Below are 16,489 nucleotides of genomic sequence, written 5' to 3' on the forward strand. Positions count from 1 at the left end.
CTGATCACATTGCTGCACGAACCGCACGGAACCACGCTGCCCGGGAATTCTCGGCGCCCGTGAAGCAGGCTTCGTGTGGGCGACCGGCGTCGACGGCTCGATGTTGCTGACGGAAATCCGGCGCCACCCGTAGGCAGGAAACCGCGGCTGCCGCGTATCTCCACGACGGTGGCGCCGGCACCTTCGGCGCGCGGATCATGCGGAGCCGAGTAGGTCGAGCATGCCGGAAACTGCTGCGGGCCAGGTGAATTGCTCGGCTCGGGTGCGGGCTGCCTGGCGGCGTTGCTGGAGGGGGCGGGCCAGGACGTCGGTGACTGCTCGGGCGAAGGCGTTGGGATGGTCGGCGGCTACTGCGCCGCAGTCGGCGGTAACGATGTCGGCGAGGGCGGAGGAGCGGCTGGCGACGACCGGGGTGCCGGCGGCGAGGGCTTCCAGGGCGGCGAGGCCGAAGGTTTCGTGAGGGCCGGGTGCCAGGGAGACGTCGGCGGTGGCCAGCAGGGTTGCCAATTCGGTTCTGTCGGTGATGAATCCGGTGAAGTAGACGGCGGCGAGGCCGTCGTGCAGGGGTGGGATGGTGCGGGCGCGGCGTTCGAGGGCTTCGCGGCGGGGGCCTTCGCCGGCCACGACGAGGCGGGCGTGCACGCCCTCGCGGCGCAGTCGGCCCAGGGCTTCGATACTGCGGTCGACACGTTTCTCCACCGAGAGGCGGCCGCAGTGCACCAGCAGGGCGTGATCGTCCGCGCCCAGGTCGGTGCGCAGGCGGTGGTCGTGGCGGTCGGGGGTGAACATGTCCAGATCGACCCCGAGCGGTACCAGCTCCACGTTCGGGACGTCGATGCGCTGGAACTCCTCACGCGCGAATTCTGTTGTGCAGACGACGATGTCGTAGTTCTGGGCGGTACGGCGATTGGCGGCGTCGGCGGCCCGGCGGGCAGCGGGGCCGGGCAGCACCTGACCCAGTAGCCGGTCGAGACGTTCGTGGGAGATCATCACTCCGGCCACGTCGCGGCGGCGCGCCCAATTGCCGAAACCGCGCAGTGTCAATCGATCCGATACTTCCAGTACGTCGGGGCGCAGTCCGGCCAGCACATCGGCCACCCGCCTCGGATGGGCCGCCCGGTAGCCGCCGGTCCCCGGAATTGCGGGCGCGGGCACCGTGATTCGCAGAACACCCGAGGGCAACAGCTCCTCGGCACGGCGCGGGCCGGGGACGATCAGCACCACCTCGTGTCCGGCGGCGACGTATCCCGCACCGAGGTGATGCAGTGCGGTGCGCAGCCCCCCGGAGCGCGGACCGTAGAAGTTCGCAAGCTGCACGATGCGCACTCGCTGATCGTGCAGGGCACCGGGTTACCTGCGGGACCCGGTGAACCAACGCCGTATGAACTCCAGCGGAAGAAGCTGCCTGCCGAAATCCGGTGCGTCATCGGCCGTTCGCCGGACCGGGTGCAGAGCAACATGATGGTGAAGAGTGGAACCACCGATGCGGACACGCACCGGCAACTGGTCCGACCGCTTGACCTGTGATCTTGCCACCCTTCATCCCACCGCGATTCGCGGCCGCAGTGCTGCCGTTCCATTCGGTGGTGCTGACCTCGCTCGGCGTCAATCCTCAGGTCACCATTATGGCCATGGCCTTGCGGGCGGCCGATGCGATCGGGGCCGGTCTGCGGTGAACGACAACGGTTTCCGCCGGAAATTCTGGACTGGCGCGGTGCAGGCGATCTTGGTAGACCTTGGTACACGAAAACCGGAGTGATCCGGGTCATTCGGGGAACAGGGGACATCGTGGAAGCCAGAGCCGAACTCGAGCGGGAATTGGGTGGGCCACTGGCTGCGCTCGATCTGCTGTCGGAAGCCGAAACCGCCGATCTGCTGCAGGTTTTCCGGCAGGCGCAGCGCACCGAGACCGCCGATATGGTGGCGGCCGTCGATAAAACCGTCGGTGCGCTGCCGTGGCCGCTGAGCACCGCGGCCAAGAAGATCATGTTCGGGAACAAGCTCGGATGAGCGATCTGGTCACCCGGGCGCAGATCACGCTGCTGTCCCGGACGCTGCACGTACCCGTCGAACGGCTCGAGCACCTCGAGAAGCTGGGTGCGAAGAACCTGCACGAACTGCAGGAACGCATGGCGAAAGTGATCTTCGCCCAGCACAATGCGACCTTCTCGCGACTGAGCATGCTGGTGCCGATCATTCCGCTGAGCATTTCGCTGCCGCTCGTGCAGCGCATTGTGCCGCCCCTGATCGCCGGGCGGGCGGCGGGTGCGATCGGTGTCGATCATCCGCGCAAGGCGGCCGAGGCGGTCGGCATGCTGAAACCGTCGTATGCCGCCGACGGTGCGCCGTATATGGATCCGCACACCGTCGGGCAGCTCGCCGATGTGGCGCCGCCGGGGCCGGTCGTCGAAATCGTGAACGAGATGCTGCGGCGCGGGGACTATGTGACCGCCGGGCCGTTCCTCGCCTATGCCACACCGGAATTGATCCGCGCGGTGGAGAAGGGCACCCACGACGACGAGGGATTGATCCGCTCGGCCGCGTACGCCTACTCCAGCGAGAGCATCAGCATGGTGGTGCGGCATCTGCTCGACGGGATCGAGCAGCGGATTCCGCGGCTGGTGCAGACCATTCTGAACGGCTCCACCGAGCTGCAACTGGCCGCGCTGTCGGTGTTCTCGCGCTGCGAGACCGATGTAATCGTGGGCATCGGCGACATCCTGTTCGACACCGGATCCACCGAGGACGTCGGGGAGCTCGTTCGCGCATTCATCACCGCCGGTGCGGTGCCGGAGACGATGCGGTTCATCGGTGAATTGAGTCCGGCCGCGCTGGATCTGCTCGCCGCCAATCCCGTGCTCGCCGAAACGGACACGATCGATGCCGTGGCGGCCGCGATCGACGGCAATGTCGAAGCGGCGGTGTGGCGCGGACTGCTGGAATTGGCCGAACGCACCGATCCGGTGATCACTCGCCGCATGGGTGGGAAGGTGTCGCACTTCGAGAGTGACGTGCTGGCGCGGCTGCCCGAGGTGCTGACCGCCGCCCACCTGTGGCCTCCGTTGCTGCGAGTGCTCGCGATCGCCGAGCCCGACGCACAATCGCGGATCGGCGACGCGTGGTCGGGGCTACCCGATGCCGAGCGGCACGCGGTGGAGCAGCACGTGACGGATCTGGGCCTGGGAGAACAACTGTCGGCGCTCACGGCCACCCTGCAGATCACGCACTGAGCGCGGCACTGCATTTCGTGCACAGTGATCGATCAGCAGCGTCTGGCGGGGCATTCGGTCCCGCAGTGCACTGACCTGCACGAACGCGGCGGCCAGGGCAACCAAGATCACCAGGAACTTACCGCGGCATCGCGCGATAGTAGCCCTTCGAGTGGGGGAATGCCGTGTAGAAGCCGGCTTCGTAACCGGGGGCGCGTAATCCGGGCAGGGTCATCATGTTCGCCATATGCCACAGGTCGGCCCCGGCCTTAATGGCCATGCGGTGCCCGTCGCCGGTGGCGGCGGGGGTTCCCCAGATCACCGGATCGGTGAGGCCGAGGTGGTCGCGCACCATGGCGGGATCAGCCTCGAAACCGCCCGTGGCCAGGATGATTCCGCGGCGGGCGCGAATTCGCAGTCCGCTCCCGTCGGCGGCGGTCGCCAGCACCCCGGTGATCACGCCGTCCTGGACAACCAATTCCCGTGCGGGAGTCTGCAACCGCACCTCGATACCCCGGCTGCGCACGGCCTCGGCGAGAGCGGCCCAGAGCAGGCCGCCGCCCATCTTGCCGTCCACCCCGATCCAGCCGGTCATCACATCGCTGCCCTCGAGTTCGGGATATTCGGGCGGCGCCGGGACCGCCGATCCGACAGCGATGCCGAGGCTTTCCATCCACTCGGTATTGCGGGCGGTCTCCCGCGCCCACGTCTGGACCACCGCCTCCGGCACCGGTCGCCCTGCACTGAGACTGCGCAGATACATGGCAGCGCGCTCCGGATCCCGATTGTCGAACCACACCGCCCCGGACACCCGGGTACTGCCGCCCTCCCGCCCGGCCGCCATCTTCTCCAGCACCAGCACCTGCGCGCCGGCATCGTGTGCGGTAATGGCGGCCGAGCATCCCGCCGCCCCGAAACCCAGTACGACAACGTCGGTTTCGAGATCCCAGCCGCGGGAGTCCGATTCGCTCATGACGGCACTGTCCTTCCGTTCGTCCTGCTGCGAACGGTCCCAGACCACGCCCCTCCCGAAAATGCCCCTCCCGCTGAGCGGGACTATTCAGACTGCGGGGTACCGAACCAGCGGGTGAGGGCTTCGGGGAGGCCGTCGGTGGAAGCGGTGTCGGCGGCCCAGGCGACTATGCCGTCCGGGCGGATGAGGGCTGCCGAAAGTGCGCGGGGCTGAGCCGGTTTGGCGGTCACCACGTGGATTCGGTCCGGCCACCGGGCGGCGAGGGTGCGCAGGGCGGGGGAGTCGGTCAGATCGAGGAGGATGCCGGTGCCTTCCGCGAAGTGCTCGCTCAGGCGGGTGCCGTCGGCGAGTTCGATATCGGGGGTCGCCGCGCCGGTGAGGGGGTGGGACCCGCCGAGGTCGTAGCGGTGCAGGATGCCGGAGATCTTCTTGGCGATCATGGTGGCGGCATCAGGGGTGGCGAGCAGTTCGGCGGTGACGGTGCGCAGCATGCGGCTGCGCGGGTCGGTGCGCATGAGAGCCACCTGTGCGCGAGTCCAATCCAGCACCCAAGCGCCGATGGGATGCCGCTCGGTGGTGTAGGTGTCGAGCAGCTCGGTGGTGGCCCAGCCGCGCACGACGCCTGCGAGTTTCCAGCCGAGGTTGACCGCATCGCCGACGCCCAGGTTCAGGCCCTGGCCACCGAAGGGGGAGTGCACGTGGGCGGCGTCGCCTGCGAGCAGGACGCGCCCCTTGCGGTAGTTGGGGACCTGGCGAGTGTTGTCGGTGAAGCGGGTCGCCGACAGCACTTTGGTAATGCGGACATCCACGCCGGTGACACGCCGGAAACTGCCTTCGAGTTCCGCGGCGGTGACCGGGGTGACGCGGTCGGCGGGCGGGCCGTCGAGCTCGACGGTCAGGAAGCGGCCCGGCATCGGGCCGTAGACGTAGATGCCGGTGGGTGTGGTGTGCCAGCCCGGCTGCATCTGCTCGGCGCCGGTCATCTCCACCATCGCCTGTCGTCCCGTGATCTCCGGCTCGAGGCCGGGGAACTCGAACCCGGCGAGCTTGCGGACCACGCTGCGCCCGCCGTCGCAGCCGACGAGCCAGCCGGCGCGCACCACACGGACGCCGCAGTCGACGGTGACGCCGATGCCGTCGTCGGCGAAGCCCGTCACCTCTACCCCGCGCCGCACCTCGACACCGAGTTCGGCGGCACGGCGAGCGAGCATGGACTCGATACCCTGCTGGGAGATGAACCAGTTGTCGGCGGCCGGACCGAGCTCGGCGAACGCGGGATCGGCGTAGTCGATATTGCTCGTCTCGAGCATGAGACCGGCGAAATGCCCGGCCGGAGGCTGCTTTCCGGCCGCCGGAGACGGCAGCCCGGCGCTGCGGCGGAACGCCGCGAATCGATCCATCGTCGCCTGCTGCTGTGCCTGCAGGTCGGGCAGGAAGCCGCGGCGGGCGAGCGCCTGTGCGGTCGGCACATTGATGGCGCCCGCCTTGACGGTCTGATCGGGTGCGGAAAGCCGCTCCAGCACGAGCACATCCACTCCGGCCAACCGCAGTTCGCAGGCCAGCATCAGCCCGACCGGTCCGGCTCCCACTACCACCACATCGTGTGTCTCGTTCATGAGAACCACTGTGCCGAGCAGCGATTACCTGCCGCTTGCACGGCACTTGCACCCACCGCGCCGGTCTTGCGCGGCCACCTGCCGCCGGGTCCGGTCAGGTGACGGACCGGCCCAGCGATCGGCAGGGTACTCAGTTCCAGCCGCGCGAATCCTGTTTCAGCGCGGTGTCGATGGCCAGGCCCGAGGCCACGACCATGGACAGCAGCGGCTGGGGGAGTTGGCGGTGGATCTGCACGACATAGTTGTCGGCGGTGGTGAACATGTTCTTGAGCAGGCCCTCCCACGTCTTGGTGATGCGGGCGACCTCCTCGCCGGTGTGGTCGTGGATGGCGAAATTCCAGGCCCGCCAGTTCTCGGCGCGAATGCCGCCGATTTGCTGGCCGTTCACCACAAAGGAGAAGTTGATCTTGCCGATCATGTTCTCCTGGACGATCTCACCGATCGGCGCACCATTGCCGTGCTCGATCAGGAAGCGCGACTTGAGAATCTTGGCGGGACGGGTGACCCGCAGCATGGTCTGGCCGTGCCCGTCGCGGATCTCGAGCTTGTGCGTCATGAACTGGTCGTAGCTGGACATGAAGCGCACGGCCTTCTTGAGCGCGCTCTGCCCGACCTCCACCACCGCGCCGATCTGGCGGCCGTTCTGGTCGAAAACGCTGTACTCATTGGCCATTTCGATGAGCTTGACCTTCTGGTTCACCACCAGAATCGCCTCGGTGAACACGGTGCCGCCGCCCGTCTGCGCCGCGCCCAGCCCGGCCTGCTGCTGCACCTGCCGCTGGATATCGGCGGGATTGTTCGCCGCGCCGACCTCGATCTCCCACGGGTGTGCGTCGCTGCGCTGCTGATATTGCTGCTGACCCTGCGGCTGCTGACCGTACTGCTGTTGGCTCTGTTGTTGCTGGCTGTACTGCTGCCCTTGCGGCTGGGGAATGTGCTGCTGTTGCGGCTTCACCGGTTGTTGCTGCGGCTGGGTGTGATTCGTCCATTGGCTGCCGTCCCACCAACGCAGGACGACGGAACCTGGACTCTCGGGGTACCAACCCGGGGGATGACTCATGGCCGCATCCTAACGAGGCACTGAGAGTCTGCACCTTTTGCCTTATTCGCCGCATCTGCCCGCCTATGATGAGCGGTCGAATACGGGGAGTCCTGCCACGGACTCCGAGGACGGGGAAAGTATGTCTGCCACAGTCGAATTCGCCTATGACGGAATGCCACCGACCCGGGCGGGCCTATGACCGATCTGGTGACCCGCGCACAGCTGGTACTCCTGGCAAGGACCCTGCACGTCCCGGTCGAACGGCTCGCGCACCTGGAACGACTCGGCGCGGCCCGGCTCCACGAACTGCAGCAACGCATGTCCGGCAAGCTCTTCGATCAGCACGCACCGGTTTTCGACCGCATCAGCGCCCTGGTGCCGATCATTCCGCTGAGCATCTCCATTCCCATCGTGCAGCGCATGGTGCCGCCGACCATGACCGGGCGCGCGGCGGGTGCGGTCGGCGTGGAGCATCCGCGCAAGGCCGTCGACGCACTGCTGCGGTTGAGCATCAACTACGCGGCCGACTGCGCGCCCTATCTGGATCCGCGCACCGTCGGACAGCTCGCCGACGACGCCCCGACCGCACCGGTCATCGGTATCGTCAATGAGCTGCTGCGCCGGCGCGACTACATCACCGCCGGGCCGTTCCTCGCCTATGCCACACCCGAATTGGTGCGCGCGGTCGAGGAGGGCGTCCCCGATGACGAGGGCCTGATCCAGTCGGCCGCCTACGCCTACTCCGGTGAGAGCATCAGCGCCATTGTGCGGCAACTGCTTTCGGGTCCCGGGCACCGCGTGCCGAAACTGCTCGGCACCGTCCTGAACGGGTCCAAGGAGCTGCGACTGGCGGCGCTGTCGGTCTTCGCCCGGTGCGCACCCGATGTCATCGAGGCCGTCGGTGACATCCTCTTCGAGGTCGCACCACCCTCGGCCATCGCCGACCTGCTGACCACCTTCCTCGTCGCCGACGCCACCGACGACCTGCTGCGCTTCATCGGCCGGCTCAGCCCCTCGGCCCTGACCCGCCTCGCCTTCAACCCCGTGATCGGCGAGAACGCCGAAACCCTCGTCGCGGCCGTCGACGGCAGCAGCGAACTGGCCCTGTGGCGCGGCGTGCTGGAGCCCCTGGCCCGCACCCCCGCCGAAATACGCCGCCGCGCCGGCTCCCGCCTCGCCCAGCTGGATCCCTCGACCTTGATCATGCTGCCCGCCATCGCCCAGGCGGCCCGCCTGTGGGCGCCACTGCTGTGGGTTCTGGCCGCCACCGACGTGGATGTGCAAGCCCATATCGGCGAGCTCTGGGCCACCTCCACCCGCCTGGACCCGGAAATCCTGGAACGCCGCATCGCCGACCAGAGCCTCGATTCCCTGCTCGCGACCCTCACCATGACCATGCGGATTCTGCGCTGACCGCCCCGCAGGCGAAGCCGCATCTCGCACGACCCTGCCGGCACCCTGCGATCGGGCGTGTTCAACGCGGCCGGTGCGGATGGAATGGCGGATGGAAACCCTTGCGCGAAGGATGATTCGAATTCGTGCGGGCGGGGCTCACCTGCGCGGCCGACACGGGGGCGGGGCGGGGCCCGGGGGCGGCAGGGCGGCGAGGTGGTAGGAAAGGGGACGTGTCCGAAACTGGCGAACCTCGCACGTCCCGCGCCGTCTCCGAGGTGGTGAACCTGGTCAGCACGCTGATCCGGTTCGATACCTCCAATACCGGCGAACTCGAGACCACCAAGGGTGAGCGCGAATGCGCGCAATGGGTGGCCGATCAACTGCATCAGGCGGGGTACACCACCGAGTATGTGGAGTCCGGCGCGGACGGGCGCGGCAATGTGTTCGCCCGTCTCAAAGGCGCGGACTCGAGCCGCGGCGCGCTGATGATGCACGGGCATCTGGATGTGGTGCCCGCCGAGGCCGGCGACTGGAGTGTGCACCCGTTCTCCGGCGCCATCCGCGACGGCTATGTGTGGGGCCGCGGCGCGGTCGATATGAAAGATATGGTCGGCATGATGCTGGCCGTGGCCCGGCAGTTCAAGATCGAGGGCACGGTGCCGCCCCGCGATATCGTCTTCGCCTTCCTCGCCGACGAGGAGAACGGCGGCCGCTGGGGTTCACAGTGGCTGGTCGACAATCGGCCCGATCTGTTCGCCGGAATCACCGAGGCGGTCGGCGAGGTCGGCGGTTTCTCGCTGACCGTGCCACGCCCCGACGGTAGCGAGCGGCGGCTGTACCTGGTGGAGACCGCGGAGAAGGGCCTGGGCTGGATGCGGTTGCGCGCCAAGGCGCGTGCCGGGCACGGTTCGTTCCTGCACGAGGACAATGCCGTCACCATTCTGGCGCAGGCCGTGGCGCGTCTGGGCACGCACACCTTCCCGCTCGTGGTGTCCGATTCGGTGGCCGAATTCCTGGCCGCCGTCACCGAGGAGTCCGGGCTGCAGTTCGATCCGGCCAGCCCCGATATCGAAGGGCAGCTCGCGAAGCTGGGCACCATCTCCCGCATTATCGGCGCCACCCTGCGCGATACCGCCAATCCGACCATGCTGCAGGCCGGATACAAGGCCAATGTGATTCCGCAGACCGCCGAAGCCGTCATCGACTGCCGTGTGGTGCCGGGGCGCCAAGCCGAATTCGAGAAGGAGGTCGACGCGCTCATCGGCCCCGATGTCGAACGGGAGTGGATCACCAAACTCGACTCGTACGAAACGACTTTCGACGGCCACCTGGTCGATGCCATGAACGACGCCATCCTGGCGCACGATCCGGACGGGCGCACCGTGCCCTACATGCTGTCGGGCGGCACCGACGCGAAAGCCTTCGCGCGGATAGGGATTCGCTGCTTCGGCTTCGCACCGCTGCAGCTGCCCCCGGAACTGGACTTCACCGCCCTGTTCCACGGCGTCGACGAGCGAGTTCCGGTGGCATCACTGGAGTTCGGGGCGAGCGTCCTGGAACACTTCCTGCTGAACTGCTGACGAGCCGACCTTTCGAGAGGACATCGCGTGCCCGACTACTCCTATAACCCCTATGCCCCGCTGCCGCAGCTGCCCGAGTTCACGCTCACCTCGAGCGATATCACCGAGGGGCAGCCGCTGCACCTGGATCAGGTCAGCGCTCTCTCCGGGGCGGGCGGCAAAGACGTTTCGCCGCAGCTGAGCTGGTCCGGATTCCCGCCGGAGACAAAGAGTTTCACCGTCACGGTATTCGATCCGGACGCACCGACCGCCTCCGGTTTCTGGCACTGGGTGGTGGCCAATATTCCCGCCACCACGACCAGTCTGGAAACCGGTCAGGGCAGCAAGGGCGGCAGTCTTCCCGCCGGCGCGGTCGTGCTGCGCAATGACGCGGGCCTGCACGAGTACACCGGCGCGTTCCCGCCCGCCGGGCACGGACCGCACCGCTACTTCGTGGTCGTGCACGCGGTCGGCGTGGACAAGCTCGACGTCGACGAGAGCGCCTCGCCCGCCTACCTGGGCTTCAACCTGTTCCTCAATGCCATCGGCCGCGCGACTCTGATCGGCACGCACGAGCAGAAGTAGAGTTTCCGGCCGTGCATCCCGGCCCAAAGCATGCCGGGATGACGGGCGTCTCGATATGACTGTGGCCCTGGACGATTCGTCCAGGGCCACAGTCATGTCAATTGCCGATCAGGACAGGTTCACGACATTGTCCGGGGCGGGGGTGGTGTAGAGCGCGGCGATCTCGGCCGCGTACTTGCTGGTGATCGGGTTGCGCTTGAGCTTGAGCGTCGGGGTCAGCTCCTCACCGCCGGGCTCCCAGCCCTGATCGATGAGCACAAAACGCTTGATCTGTTCCACGCGAGCGAGTTTCGCATTGGCGGCTGCCACCGCGGCCTGCACCTCGGCGATGATCTCCGGGCGCGCCGAGAGCGTCTTCAGATCGGCATCCGGAATGCCCAGCGCCTTGGCCCGCACCGCGGCGGTATCGGGATCGAGCACGATGAGCGCGGCGATGTAGGGCTTGGCCTCGCCGATGGCCACCACCTGGCCGACCAGTGAGGACGCCGAACTCACGGTGTTCTCGATATTGGTGGGAGACAGGTTCTTTCCCGCCTCGGTGATGATGAGTTCCTTCTTGCGGTCGACAATGCTGATGTAGCCGTCACCGTCGATGGTCGCCACATCACCGGTGTGCAGCCAGCCGTCGCCGTCGATGGCCTCCTTGGTCTTCTCCGGCATCTTGCGGTAACCGTGCGTGACGATATCGCCGCGCATCAGCAGCTCACCGTCCTCGTCGAGACGGATCTCGGTGCCCTGCAGCGGAATTCCGACGGTGCCCGGCTTGGGCTTGTGCAGCGGGGTGTAGGTGCCGACGCCGGAAGTTTCCGACATGCCCCACACCTCGGTCACGGTGAAGCCCAGGCCGAGCAGGTACTCGAGGGTGTCCGGCGGGATGGCCGCCGCGCCCGAGGCCGCGACCTTCAGTTCGCCGAAGCCCAAGGCCTCCCGCAGTTTCGACAGCACCAGGGCATCGGCCAGCTTGTGCTGCACATCCAGCAGCAGGCCGCGGCCGTTGCCGGACAGATCGGCGCGCGCGGCGGTGATGCCGACGCCGATGGCCCAGTTCGCCAGCGCCTTCTTCACCGGGCTGGGCTCGGTGGCGAGCTTGGCGTCGATACCGGCCTTGATCTTCTGCCACACCCGCGGCACGCCGAAGAAGGCGGTGGGGCGGGCATCGGGCAGGGCGGCGGCGATTTCCCGCGGGTCCGGGACGCAGGTCATCTGCACGCCGGTGAACAGGTTGGCGCAGTGACCGGAAATGCGGTCTGCCACATGGGCGGCCGGCAGATAGGACACCGACCGGTCATCGAGGCCCACCGTCAGCGGGCCCGCGACGAGCCCGACGATCTGCGCGACGACATTGCGGTGGGTCAGCTCCACGCCCTTGGACGGGCCGGTGGTGCCGGAGGTGTAGATGAGGGTCGCGATATCCTCGGACTTCACCGCCTGCCAGGCGGCGTCGAAATCGAAATCGGCTGCGGGAGCGGCCTCCACCTCGGCGAGCGTGAGGGTGCCCGCGGCAGATCCTTCGACCAGCACGATGTGCTCGAGCTCCACGCCCGCGCCGCGCACGGCGTCCAGGAAGGCCGGCTCGGTGATCACGATCTTGTTCTCGGCATTGGTGAACAGATGCGCGATCTGCTCGGCCGAACTGGTGTTGTAGATCGAGAACGGGGTCGCGCCCAGATGCAGGGCCGCGGTGTCGACCAAATTGAACTCGGGCCGATTGGTGAGCATGATCCCCACGGTGTCGCCCGCTGTGACGCCGAGCCCGGCCAGCCCCGCCGCAATGCTGCGCACGTGCTCCCCGTATTCGCGCCAGGTGATTTCCCGTGTGCCGCCGACGGTCCGGATCGCGATCTGCTCCGGACGCAGCGTCAGCGTCTGCTGGAACGCCGCCGGAATCGTGAAGACCGTTTTGCCCGATTTATGCGGATAGCCGATGTCTGTCGTCATAACCCTTTTCCGATTGCCTCTCACTTCACCCGCCACCCGCATGCACCCATTCGACCTGCGAGAACCTCGACGTCCGAGAAGACACCCAACCGACCCACGCACATGGCCACACGCCCTGCTGTGGCGCGGCTCACTCAGCTTAGCCAGAAAGTCGCCTCTGTGTCGCGCGCTACATCGGCGGCGAGCGCGCGAAACTCCGGGCCCACAGTCGCCCGACCCGGAGCGCGACCTATTGTCATCGCGACCCTAGTGGTGACGTGCACCACATACCGAACATCCCGTGCCATCACCCGATGAGCGGCCTATGACGGAGGATCGACCGGGCTTGACCACCACCACGAGGCCGCCGTTGCCGGGCGGAACCCGCGTTCACCGTCTCTACAGCGGACTGCGGCCCAAGAGCCCGCGCGCACTCGACCCCTTGCCGCTGGATCAGCTACCGGACAGCGCTCATCTGCTCACCCGCAAAGGCCAGGAATTGCGGGCCCGGGTGCTCCCGCTCGACGAGCCCGGCGACACCGGCCACGCCCTGATCTTCGGAGCGATCACCGACAACTGCCTCGTTCGACTGCATTCGCGCTGCCTCTACGGTGATGCGCTCGGCTCGCAGGATTGCGACTGCGGACCCGAACTCGAACGCACCATGGACCTCATTCAGCAGGCAGGGGCGGGAGTGCTGATCTACCTCGAACAGGAGGGGCGCGGCGCGGGCCTGATGACGAAAGCACGCGGATTGGGGCTGTGCGATCAGCTCGGGGTCGACACCTTCACCGCCTACAGCCTGCTGGGCGTCGAACCCGATTCGCGCTGTTACGAATCCGCGGGGCGCAGCCTTGCCGGGCTGGGATTGTCCTCGGTGCAGCTGCTGACGAACAACGAACGCAAGGTGCAGGCCCTGCAACGGGCAGGACTGCGCGTTCACGCGATTCCGCTGCACCCGCGCCCGCAAAGTACCAAGGCCGCAAAGTATCTGACCGCCAAACGGCGGCACGACAAACACAGTCTGCCTCGGCACTACAGATCCAGGACCCTGATCCCGGCCATGACCGCCGTTGTCGCCAGTGCCGCCGGACTGGTCGCATGGAACGGATTGCCGATGCTCGGCGGATTCATCGCATTGGCCTGCGCGGCGATAGCCGCTGTCGGGATCACGGGCGCACACTAGAACATTCAGGCCGTGCAAGGGTTGCTGGGTGCTCGGCGGCGGCGACCGGCGAGCAGGCTCAGCGTCCGCATCGCGCCCATCATGACAGCAACGATCACCACGCTCATCGTCCTGGACCGAAGCCAGCTGCGGCACTCGCGTAGCCGCAGCCGCGGCCGGTTGTAGGACGGAAGCTGATGGCCGCGTACTCGTTTCGCTTCCAGATAGCGGCGGGCACGCTCGCTGCGCGGCGAGGTGTGCAACGGCACCAGATCCACCTGCAGGCCCGCGGCGCGTACCGCCGCAACCTTCTCCGGATTGTTGGTGAGCAGTCGCACCGAACGCAGGCCCAGCGCCACCAGCATGGCCACCGCGTCGTCGTAGGTGCGCAGGTCGGCCGGATAGCCGAGCGCCAAATAGCTGGCGAAGGTATCCGCGCCGGTGCGTTCGCCGTGCTGATAACCGCGCGCCTTCGCGATCAGCCCAGCGCCGCGACCCTCCTGCTCGAGGTAGATCAGCACGCCGGCGCCCGCGTCTTGAATGAAGTCCAGTGCCATATCCAGTTCGCTACCGCAGTCACAGTCGTCGGAGCGCAGAACTTCGCCGTACAGGCAGCGCGAATGAATGCGGACCAGGCAGTTGTCGCGTAGCTCGTCGCCGAAGATCAATACGTGTCCATGCTCGTCGTTGTCCCCGACGGCCAGTACTCGCAACCTGAGTTTGCGGCCTTTGCGACCGACATAGTGCTGGGGGTCCGAGCGGCCCAGAGCGGCATGGGCCGTATTGTCGAGCCACGGCATCGCTTGCTCCCTACACCGGTGCGACCCGGTCGGGTGCGGGCGGCGAGCCACGCACCCACACTCCTCGGCTTCAGCCTGGCCGGTCCGGCTTTTCGCCAATCACGCTGTGCTCATTCAGGTTACCGCTGTCGAGGAATCTGTCGATCCTGGAAACCGACGGCATGGACTCGGGAATGTCGCGGCCCGGACTGCGCGCGGAGATTGCTGCGGTGGCCCAGCGGAAGTCGGCCTCCTGGGCCGCACGCTTCGTGGTCGTGAGGCGGTAGACGAGCGCGGCGGAGAATGCCGAGGACGCTCCGGCGGAACTGTCCCGCAGACTCACATGCGGCACGCGCAGTTCGATGGTCGACGATCGTATGGTGCAACCGAATCCGTCGACGATGCAGACCGCACCGACGCCGCGCCGCAACAGCCGTTCGGTGGATACCTCACATGAACTTCCCGGCCAGGTCGCCGCTACTTCCTCTGCGGTGCCGACCAGATAATCGACCGCTGCCAGGTGCTCGTGCAGGTGACCGGGCAGCACGGTCGGCGGCGAGGCATTGACGATCAACCAGGGACGCGGCCGCCCGATGTCGACGATGGCGAGCACCTCCGCGACAACATCGATGGCCTGTTCGAACGTCACGACCACGGCGTCGGAGCAGGTGAGGGCCTGGCGCATCGCGGCGCTGTCGAGATCGGCCGCCGAGAGTCGCAGCCGGTCCTGTTTGAAAGCGATGGAGGCGGATTCACCGGTGAGCAGCATGATGACGGTCGCCACCGGGGTGTGCGCTCCGAGGATGACCTTGAGCAGGCTGGTATCGACGTGCCGATCCCGCAGATAACTTTCGATCGCGCGCCCGTCCTCATCCGCGCCGATCGCGGCGATCAGCCGGGCATCCAGACCCAGGCGGGCCAGGGCGACCGCGCGATTGAGCCCCTTGCCACCGGGATGACGGCGGAAATCGCCCCAACTCGACGCGCCGGGCACGGGGAAGCTCTCGACCACATTGATCTGGTCGGTGGCGGCATCGCCGACGACCGCCACCGTGGGGCAGGAACGCGCCGCTGGATCGTGACCGGCATCGAGGCGGGCCATGCCCGCGATATCGAGTTCCGAACCGGAGCTGAGCAATTCGGCCAGCGCCGTGAACGCCCGCACCTCCGGGTTGTCGCGGAGTGTGCGCACGGTCGGCGCGGCCGGCGGCTCGGCAACGAGCAGCGCGTGATGCAGCCGTTGCCACTGTTCGGTCAGGTAGCGGCGGCGTTCACCGAGATCCGGTCCATACAGCCGATCGAGGTCGATGCCCGCGGGCGGAAGGTCGCGCAGCAGACCCAGGCGCAATTCGGCATCGACGATCAATTGCTGCGTCGGCGGCAGCCGGCGTGCCACATGGCTGATCACCTTCGGCAGCGCCGCGGCCGTCGTCATACCGCTCAGGTGTGCGTACCGCCGCACCACGCTCAACTGCAGCAGGGTGGTGGTGTCGATTTCGGTGCTGGCCAGCCGATCCAGACTCAAACCCGATCGCTTGCGCAGCCGGGTGAGGATCCCACGCACTGCCACCATGCCGGGGTCCTGCGTAGCCGCCAGAGAGTCGGCGCGACGCTGTGGATGGTTTCTTGTCATTCGCCCTCAACGATACCGATGAGCAGGTTTATCGCACAGGAAAACCGGCAATTCCCTTGTAACTTCGGCAATTGCCGGTACCTACCGGCAAATGCCATCCTAGTTTAGGCGAAATAACGCCTCCACCAGACGGTTTGGGAGGTTTCGGTGTTGGGAGCGATTCTCCTGATTCGACGATTCCACCGGGGCACCAGAGCGGCGGCCGGTGAGCCCGATACGGAGCAGGACGCCGAAGTCGCTGTGCGCTAGGCGGATTCGTCCGCCGGCAAATGCGAACCACCACACCCGTACCGTCGTCGCCGCTCGATCCACGTTCACCGTTCGTCGGCAACGACAGCACCGGCTGATCATCGCAATGCGATCAGCCGGTTTCAGGCATTCCGCACAACGGAAGCCGATGGCGACGGCGCTTCATTCTTTGGGAGAACCGTCGTGATCTATGAGAGCAGTCGTTCGATCACCAGTAGCACCAGTCCCGAATGGGCGCGCCGGCGCGCCGATCCGGGGGAACCGGCGTGGGTGTTGAGCTGGTGGCCGGAGGTGTTGTTGACCTTTCGGCAGGCCAGGGATGCAATGGAACTGGCCGAACTGTGCAGTGGGCCGGTGGAACCGGGCC

Annotated in this window: 14 protein-coding genes; 7 read left to right on the forward strand and 7 right to left on the reverse strand. The window is 67.0% G+C overall.

Annotated elements, in window-relative coordinates; genetic code table 11:
• Positions 1–195: 195 nt before the first annotated feature.
• Positions 196–1,326: a glycosyltransferase gene (locus JWN03_RS03935; protein WP_297609802.1), complete on the reverse strand. Its 1,131-nt coding sequence runs from the start codon at positions 1,324–1,326 to the stop codon at positions 196–198.
• 197 nt (positions 1,327–1,523) lie between these two features.
• Here JWN03_RS03935 and JWN03_RS03940 point away from each other — a divergent pair, with 197 nt between their 5' ends.
• The 3 genes from JWN03_RS03940 to JWN03_RS03950 all read left to right on the forward strand — a co-directional run bounded on the left by JWN03_RS03940 (position 1,524) and on the right by JWN03_RS03950 (position 3,230).
• Complete coding sequence (locus JWN03_RS03940; RefSeq protein ID WP_297609804.1) at positions 1,524–1,676, forward strand: hypothetical protein; 153 nt, start codon at positions 1,524–1,526, stop codon at positions 1,674–1,676.
• Between the two features lie 112 nt (positions 1,677–1,788).
• The gene (locus JWN03_RS03945) at positions 1,789–2,010 is read left to right on the forward strand and encodes a hypothetical protein (RefSeq protein WP_297609806.1); all 222 of its coding nucleotides are present in this window, start codon (positions 1,789–1,791) and stop codon (positions 2,008–2,010) included.
• The gene (locus tag JWN03_RS03950) at positions 2,007–3,230 is read left to right on the forward strand and encodes a hypothetical protein (protein WP_297609808.1); all 1,224 of its coding nucleotides are present in this window, start codon (positions 2,007–2,009) and stop codon (positions 3,228–3,230) included. Before JWN03_RS03945 ends, JWN03_RS03950 begins: the two co-directional genes overlap by 4 nt.
• Positions 3,231–3,348: 118 nt before the next feature.
• Here the strand turns inward: JWN03_RS03950 and JWN03_RS03955 are convergent, their stop codons facing one another.
• The 3 genes from JWN03_RS03955 to JWN03_RS03965 all read right to left on the reverse strand — a co-directional run bounded on the left by JWN03_RS03955 (position 3,349) and on the right by JWN03_RS03965 (position 6,858).
• Positions 3,349–4,182 carry an FAD-dependent oxidoreductase gene (locus JWN03_RS03955; RefSeq protein ID WP_297609811.1) on the reverse strand — a complete coding sequence of 278 codons (834 nt, stop codon included), beginning with the start codon at positions 4,180–4,182 and terminating at the stop codon, positions 3,349–3,351.
• Between the two features lie 83 nt (positions 4,183–4,265).
• Positions 4,266–5,798 (reverse strand): FAD-dependent oxidoreductase, encoded by a 1,533-nt coding sequence (locus JWN03_RS03960; protein ID WP_297609814.1) that lies wholly within the window; start codon positions 5,796–5,798, stop codon positions 4,266–4,268.
• A 130-nt stretch (positions 5,799–5,928) separates the two neighbouring features.
• Positions 5,929–6,858: a phospholipid scramblase-related protein gene (locus tag JWN03_RS03965; RefSeq protein ID WP_297609817.1), complete on the reverse strand. Its 930-nt coding sequence runs from the start codon at positions 6,856–6,858 to the stop codon at positions 5,929–5,931.
• 177 nt (positions 6,859–7,035) lie between these two features.
• Between JWN03_RS03965 and JWN03_RS03970 the strand changes: the two genes are divergently transcribed.
• The 3 genes from JWN03_RS03970 to JWN03_RS03980 all read left to right on the forward strand — a co-directional run bounded on the left by JWN03_RS03970 (position 7,036) and on the right by JWN03_RS03980 (position 10,379).
• Positions 7,036–8,253: a hypothetical protein gene (locus JWN03_RS03970; RefSeq protein ID WP_297609820.1), complete on the forward strand. Its 1,218-nt coding sequence runs from the start codon at positions 7,036–7,038 to the stop codon at positions 8,251–8,253.
• A 212-nt stretch (positions 8,254–8,465) separates the two neighbouring features.
• Positions 8,466–9,815: a M20/M25/M40 family metallo-hydrolase gene (locus tag JWN03_RS03975; RefSeq protein ID WP_297609823.1), complete on the forward strand. Its 1,350-nt coding sequence runs from the start codon at positions 8,466–8,468 to the stop codon at positions 9,813–9,815.
• Positions 9,816–9,842: 27 nt separating this feature from the next.
• Positions 9,843–10,379 carry a YbhB/YbcL family Raf kinase inhibitor-like protein gene (locus tag JWN03_RS03980; RefSeq protein WP_297609826.1) on the forward strand — a complete coding sequence of 179 codons (537 nt, stop codon included), beginning with the start codon at positions 9,843–9,845 and terminating at the stop codon, positions 10,377–10,379.
• Positions 10,380–10,487: 108 nt separating this feature from the next.
• Here JWN03_RS03980 and JWN03_RS03985 read toward each other — a convergent pair whose 3' ends face one another.
• Positions 10,488–12,317, reverse strand: coding sequence for an AMP-dependent synthetase/ligase (locus JWN03_RS03985; protein ID WP_297609829.1), 1,830 nt, complete (start codon positions 12,315–12,317; stop codon positions 10,488–10,490).
• Between the two features lie 304 nt (positions 12,318–12,621).
• Between JWN03_RS03985 and ribA the strand changes: the two genes are divergently transcribed.
• Positions 12,622–13,482 (forward strand): GTP cyclohydrolase II RibA, encoded by an 861-nt coding sequence (gene ribA, locus JWN03_RS03990; protein ID WP_297609830.1) that lies wholly within the window; start codon positions 12,622–12,624, stop codon positions 13,480–13,482.
• A gap of 5 nt (positions 13,483–13,487) precedes the next feature.
• Here ribA and JWN03_RS03995 read toward each other — a convergent pair whose 3' ends face one another.
• The gene (locus JWN03_RS03995; RefSeq protein WP_297609833.1) at positions 13,488–14,261 is read right to left on the reverse strand and encodes a GTP cyclohydrolase II; all 774 of its coding nucleotides are present in this window, start codon (positions 14,259–14,261) and stop codon (positions 13,488–13,490) included.
• A 70-nt stretch (positions 14,262–14,331) separates the two neighbouring features.
• Positions 14,332–15,873 carry a carbohydrate kinase family protein gene (locus JWN03_RS04000; protein ID WP_297609835.1) on the reverse strand — a complete coding sequence of 514 codons (1,542 nt, stop codon included), beginning with the start codon at positions 15,871–15,873 and terminating at the stop codon, positions 14,332–14,334.
• Between the last annotated feature and the right edge of the window lie 616 nt (positions 15,874–16,489).

It is taken from the genome of Nocardia sp. (genome assembly GCF_025465275.1).
Classification (GTDB): Bacteria; Actinomycetota; Actinomycetes; order Mycobacteriales; family Mycobacteriaceae; genus Nocardia.

What these genes read in the sequence shown, in the direction of transcription:
- JWN03_RS03950 (WP_297609808.1), top strand. Translation starts at nt 2,007, where the DNA reads ATGAGCGATCTGGTCACCCGGGCGCAGATCACGCTGCTGTCCCGGACG.
- JWN03_RS03955 (WP_297609811.1), bottom strand. Translation starts at nt 4,182, where the DNA reads ATGAGCGAATCGGACTCCCGCGGCTGGGATCTCGAAACCGACGTTGTC.
- JWN03_RS03960 (WP_297609814.1), bottom strand. Translation starts at nt 5,798, where the DNA reads ATGAACGAGACACACGATGTGGTGGTAGTGGGAGCCGGACCGGTCGGG.
- JWN03_RS03965 (WP_297609817.1), bottom strand. Translation starts at nt 6,858, where the DNA reads ATGAGTCATCCCCCGGGTTGGTACCCCGAGAGTCCAGGTTCCGTCGTC.
- JWN03_RS03970 (WP_297609820.1), top strand. Translation starts at nt 7,036, where the DNA reads ATGACCGATCTGGTGACCCGCGCACAGCTGGTACTCCTGGCAAGGACC.
- JWN03_RS03985 (WP_297609829.1), bottom strand. Translation starts at nt 12,317, where the DNA reads ATGACGACAGACATCGGCTATCCGCATAAATCGGGCAAAACGGTCTTC.
- ribA (WP_297609830.1), top strand. Translation starts at nt 12,622, where the DNA reads ATGACGGAGGATCGACCGGGCTTGACCACCACCACGAGGCCGCCGTTG.
- JWN03_RS03995 (WP_297609833.1), bottom strand. Translation starts at nt 14,261, where the DNA reads ATGCCGTGGCTCGACAATACGGCCCATGCCGCTCTGGGCCGCTCGGAC.
- JWN03_RS04000 (WP_297609835.1), bottom strand. Translation starts at nt 15,873, where the DNA reads ATGACAAGAAACCATCCACAGCGTCGCGCCGACTCTCTGGCGGCTACG.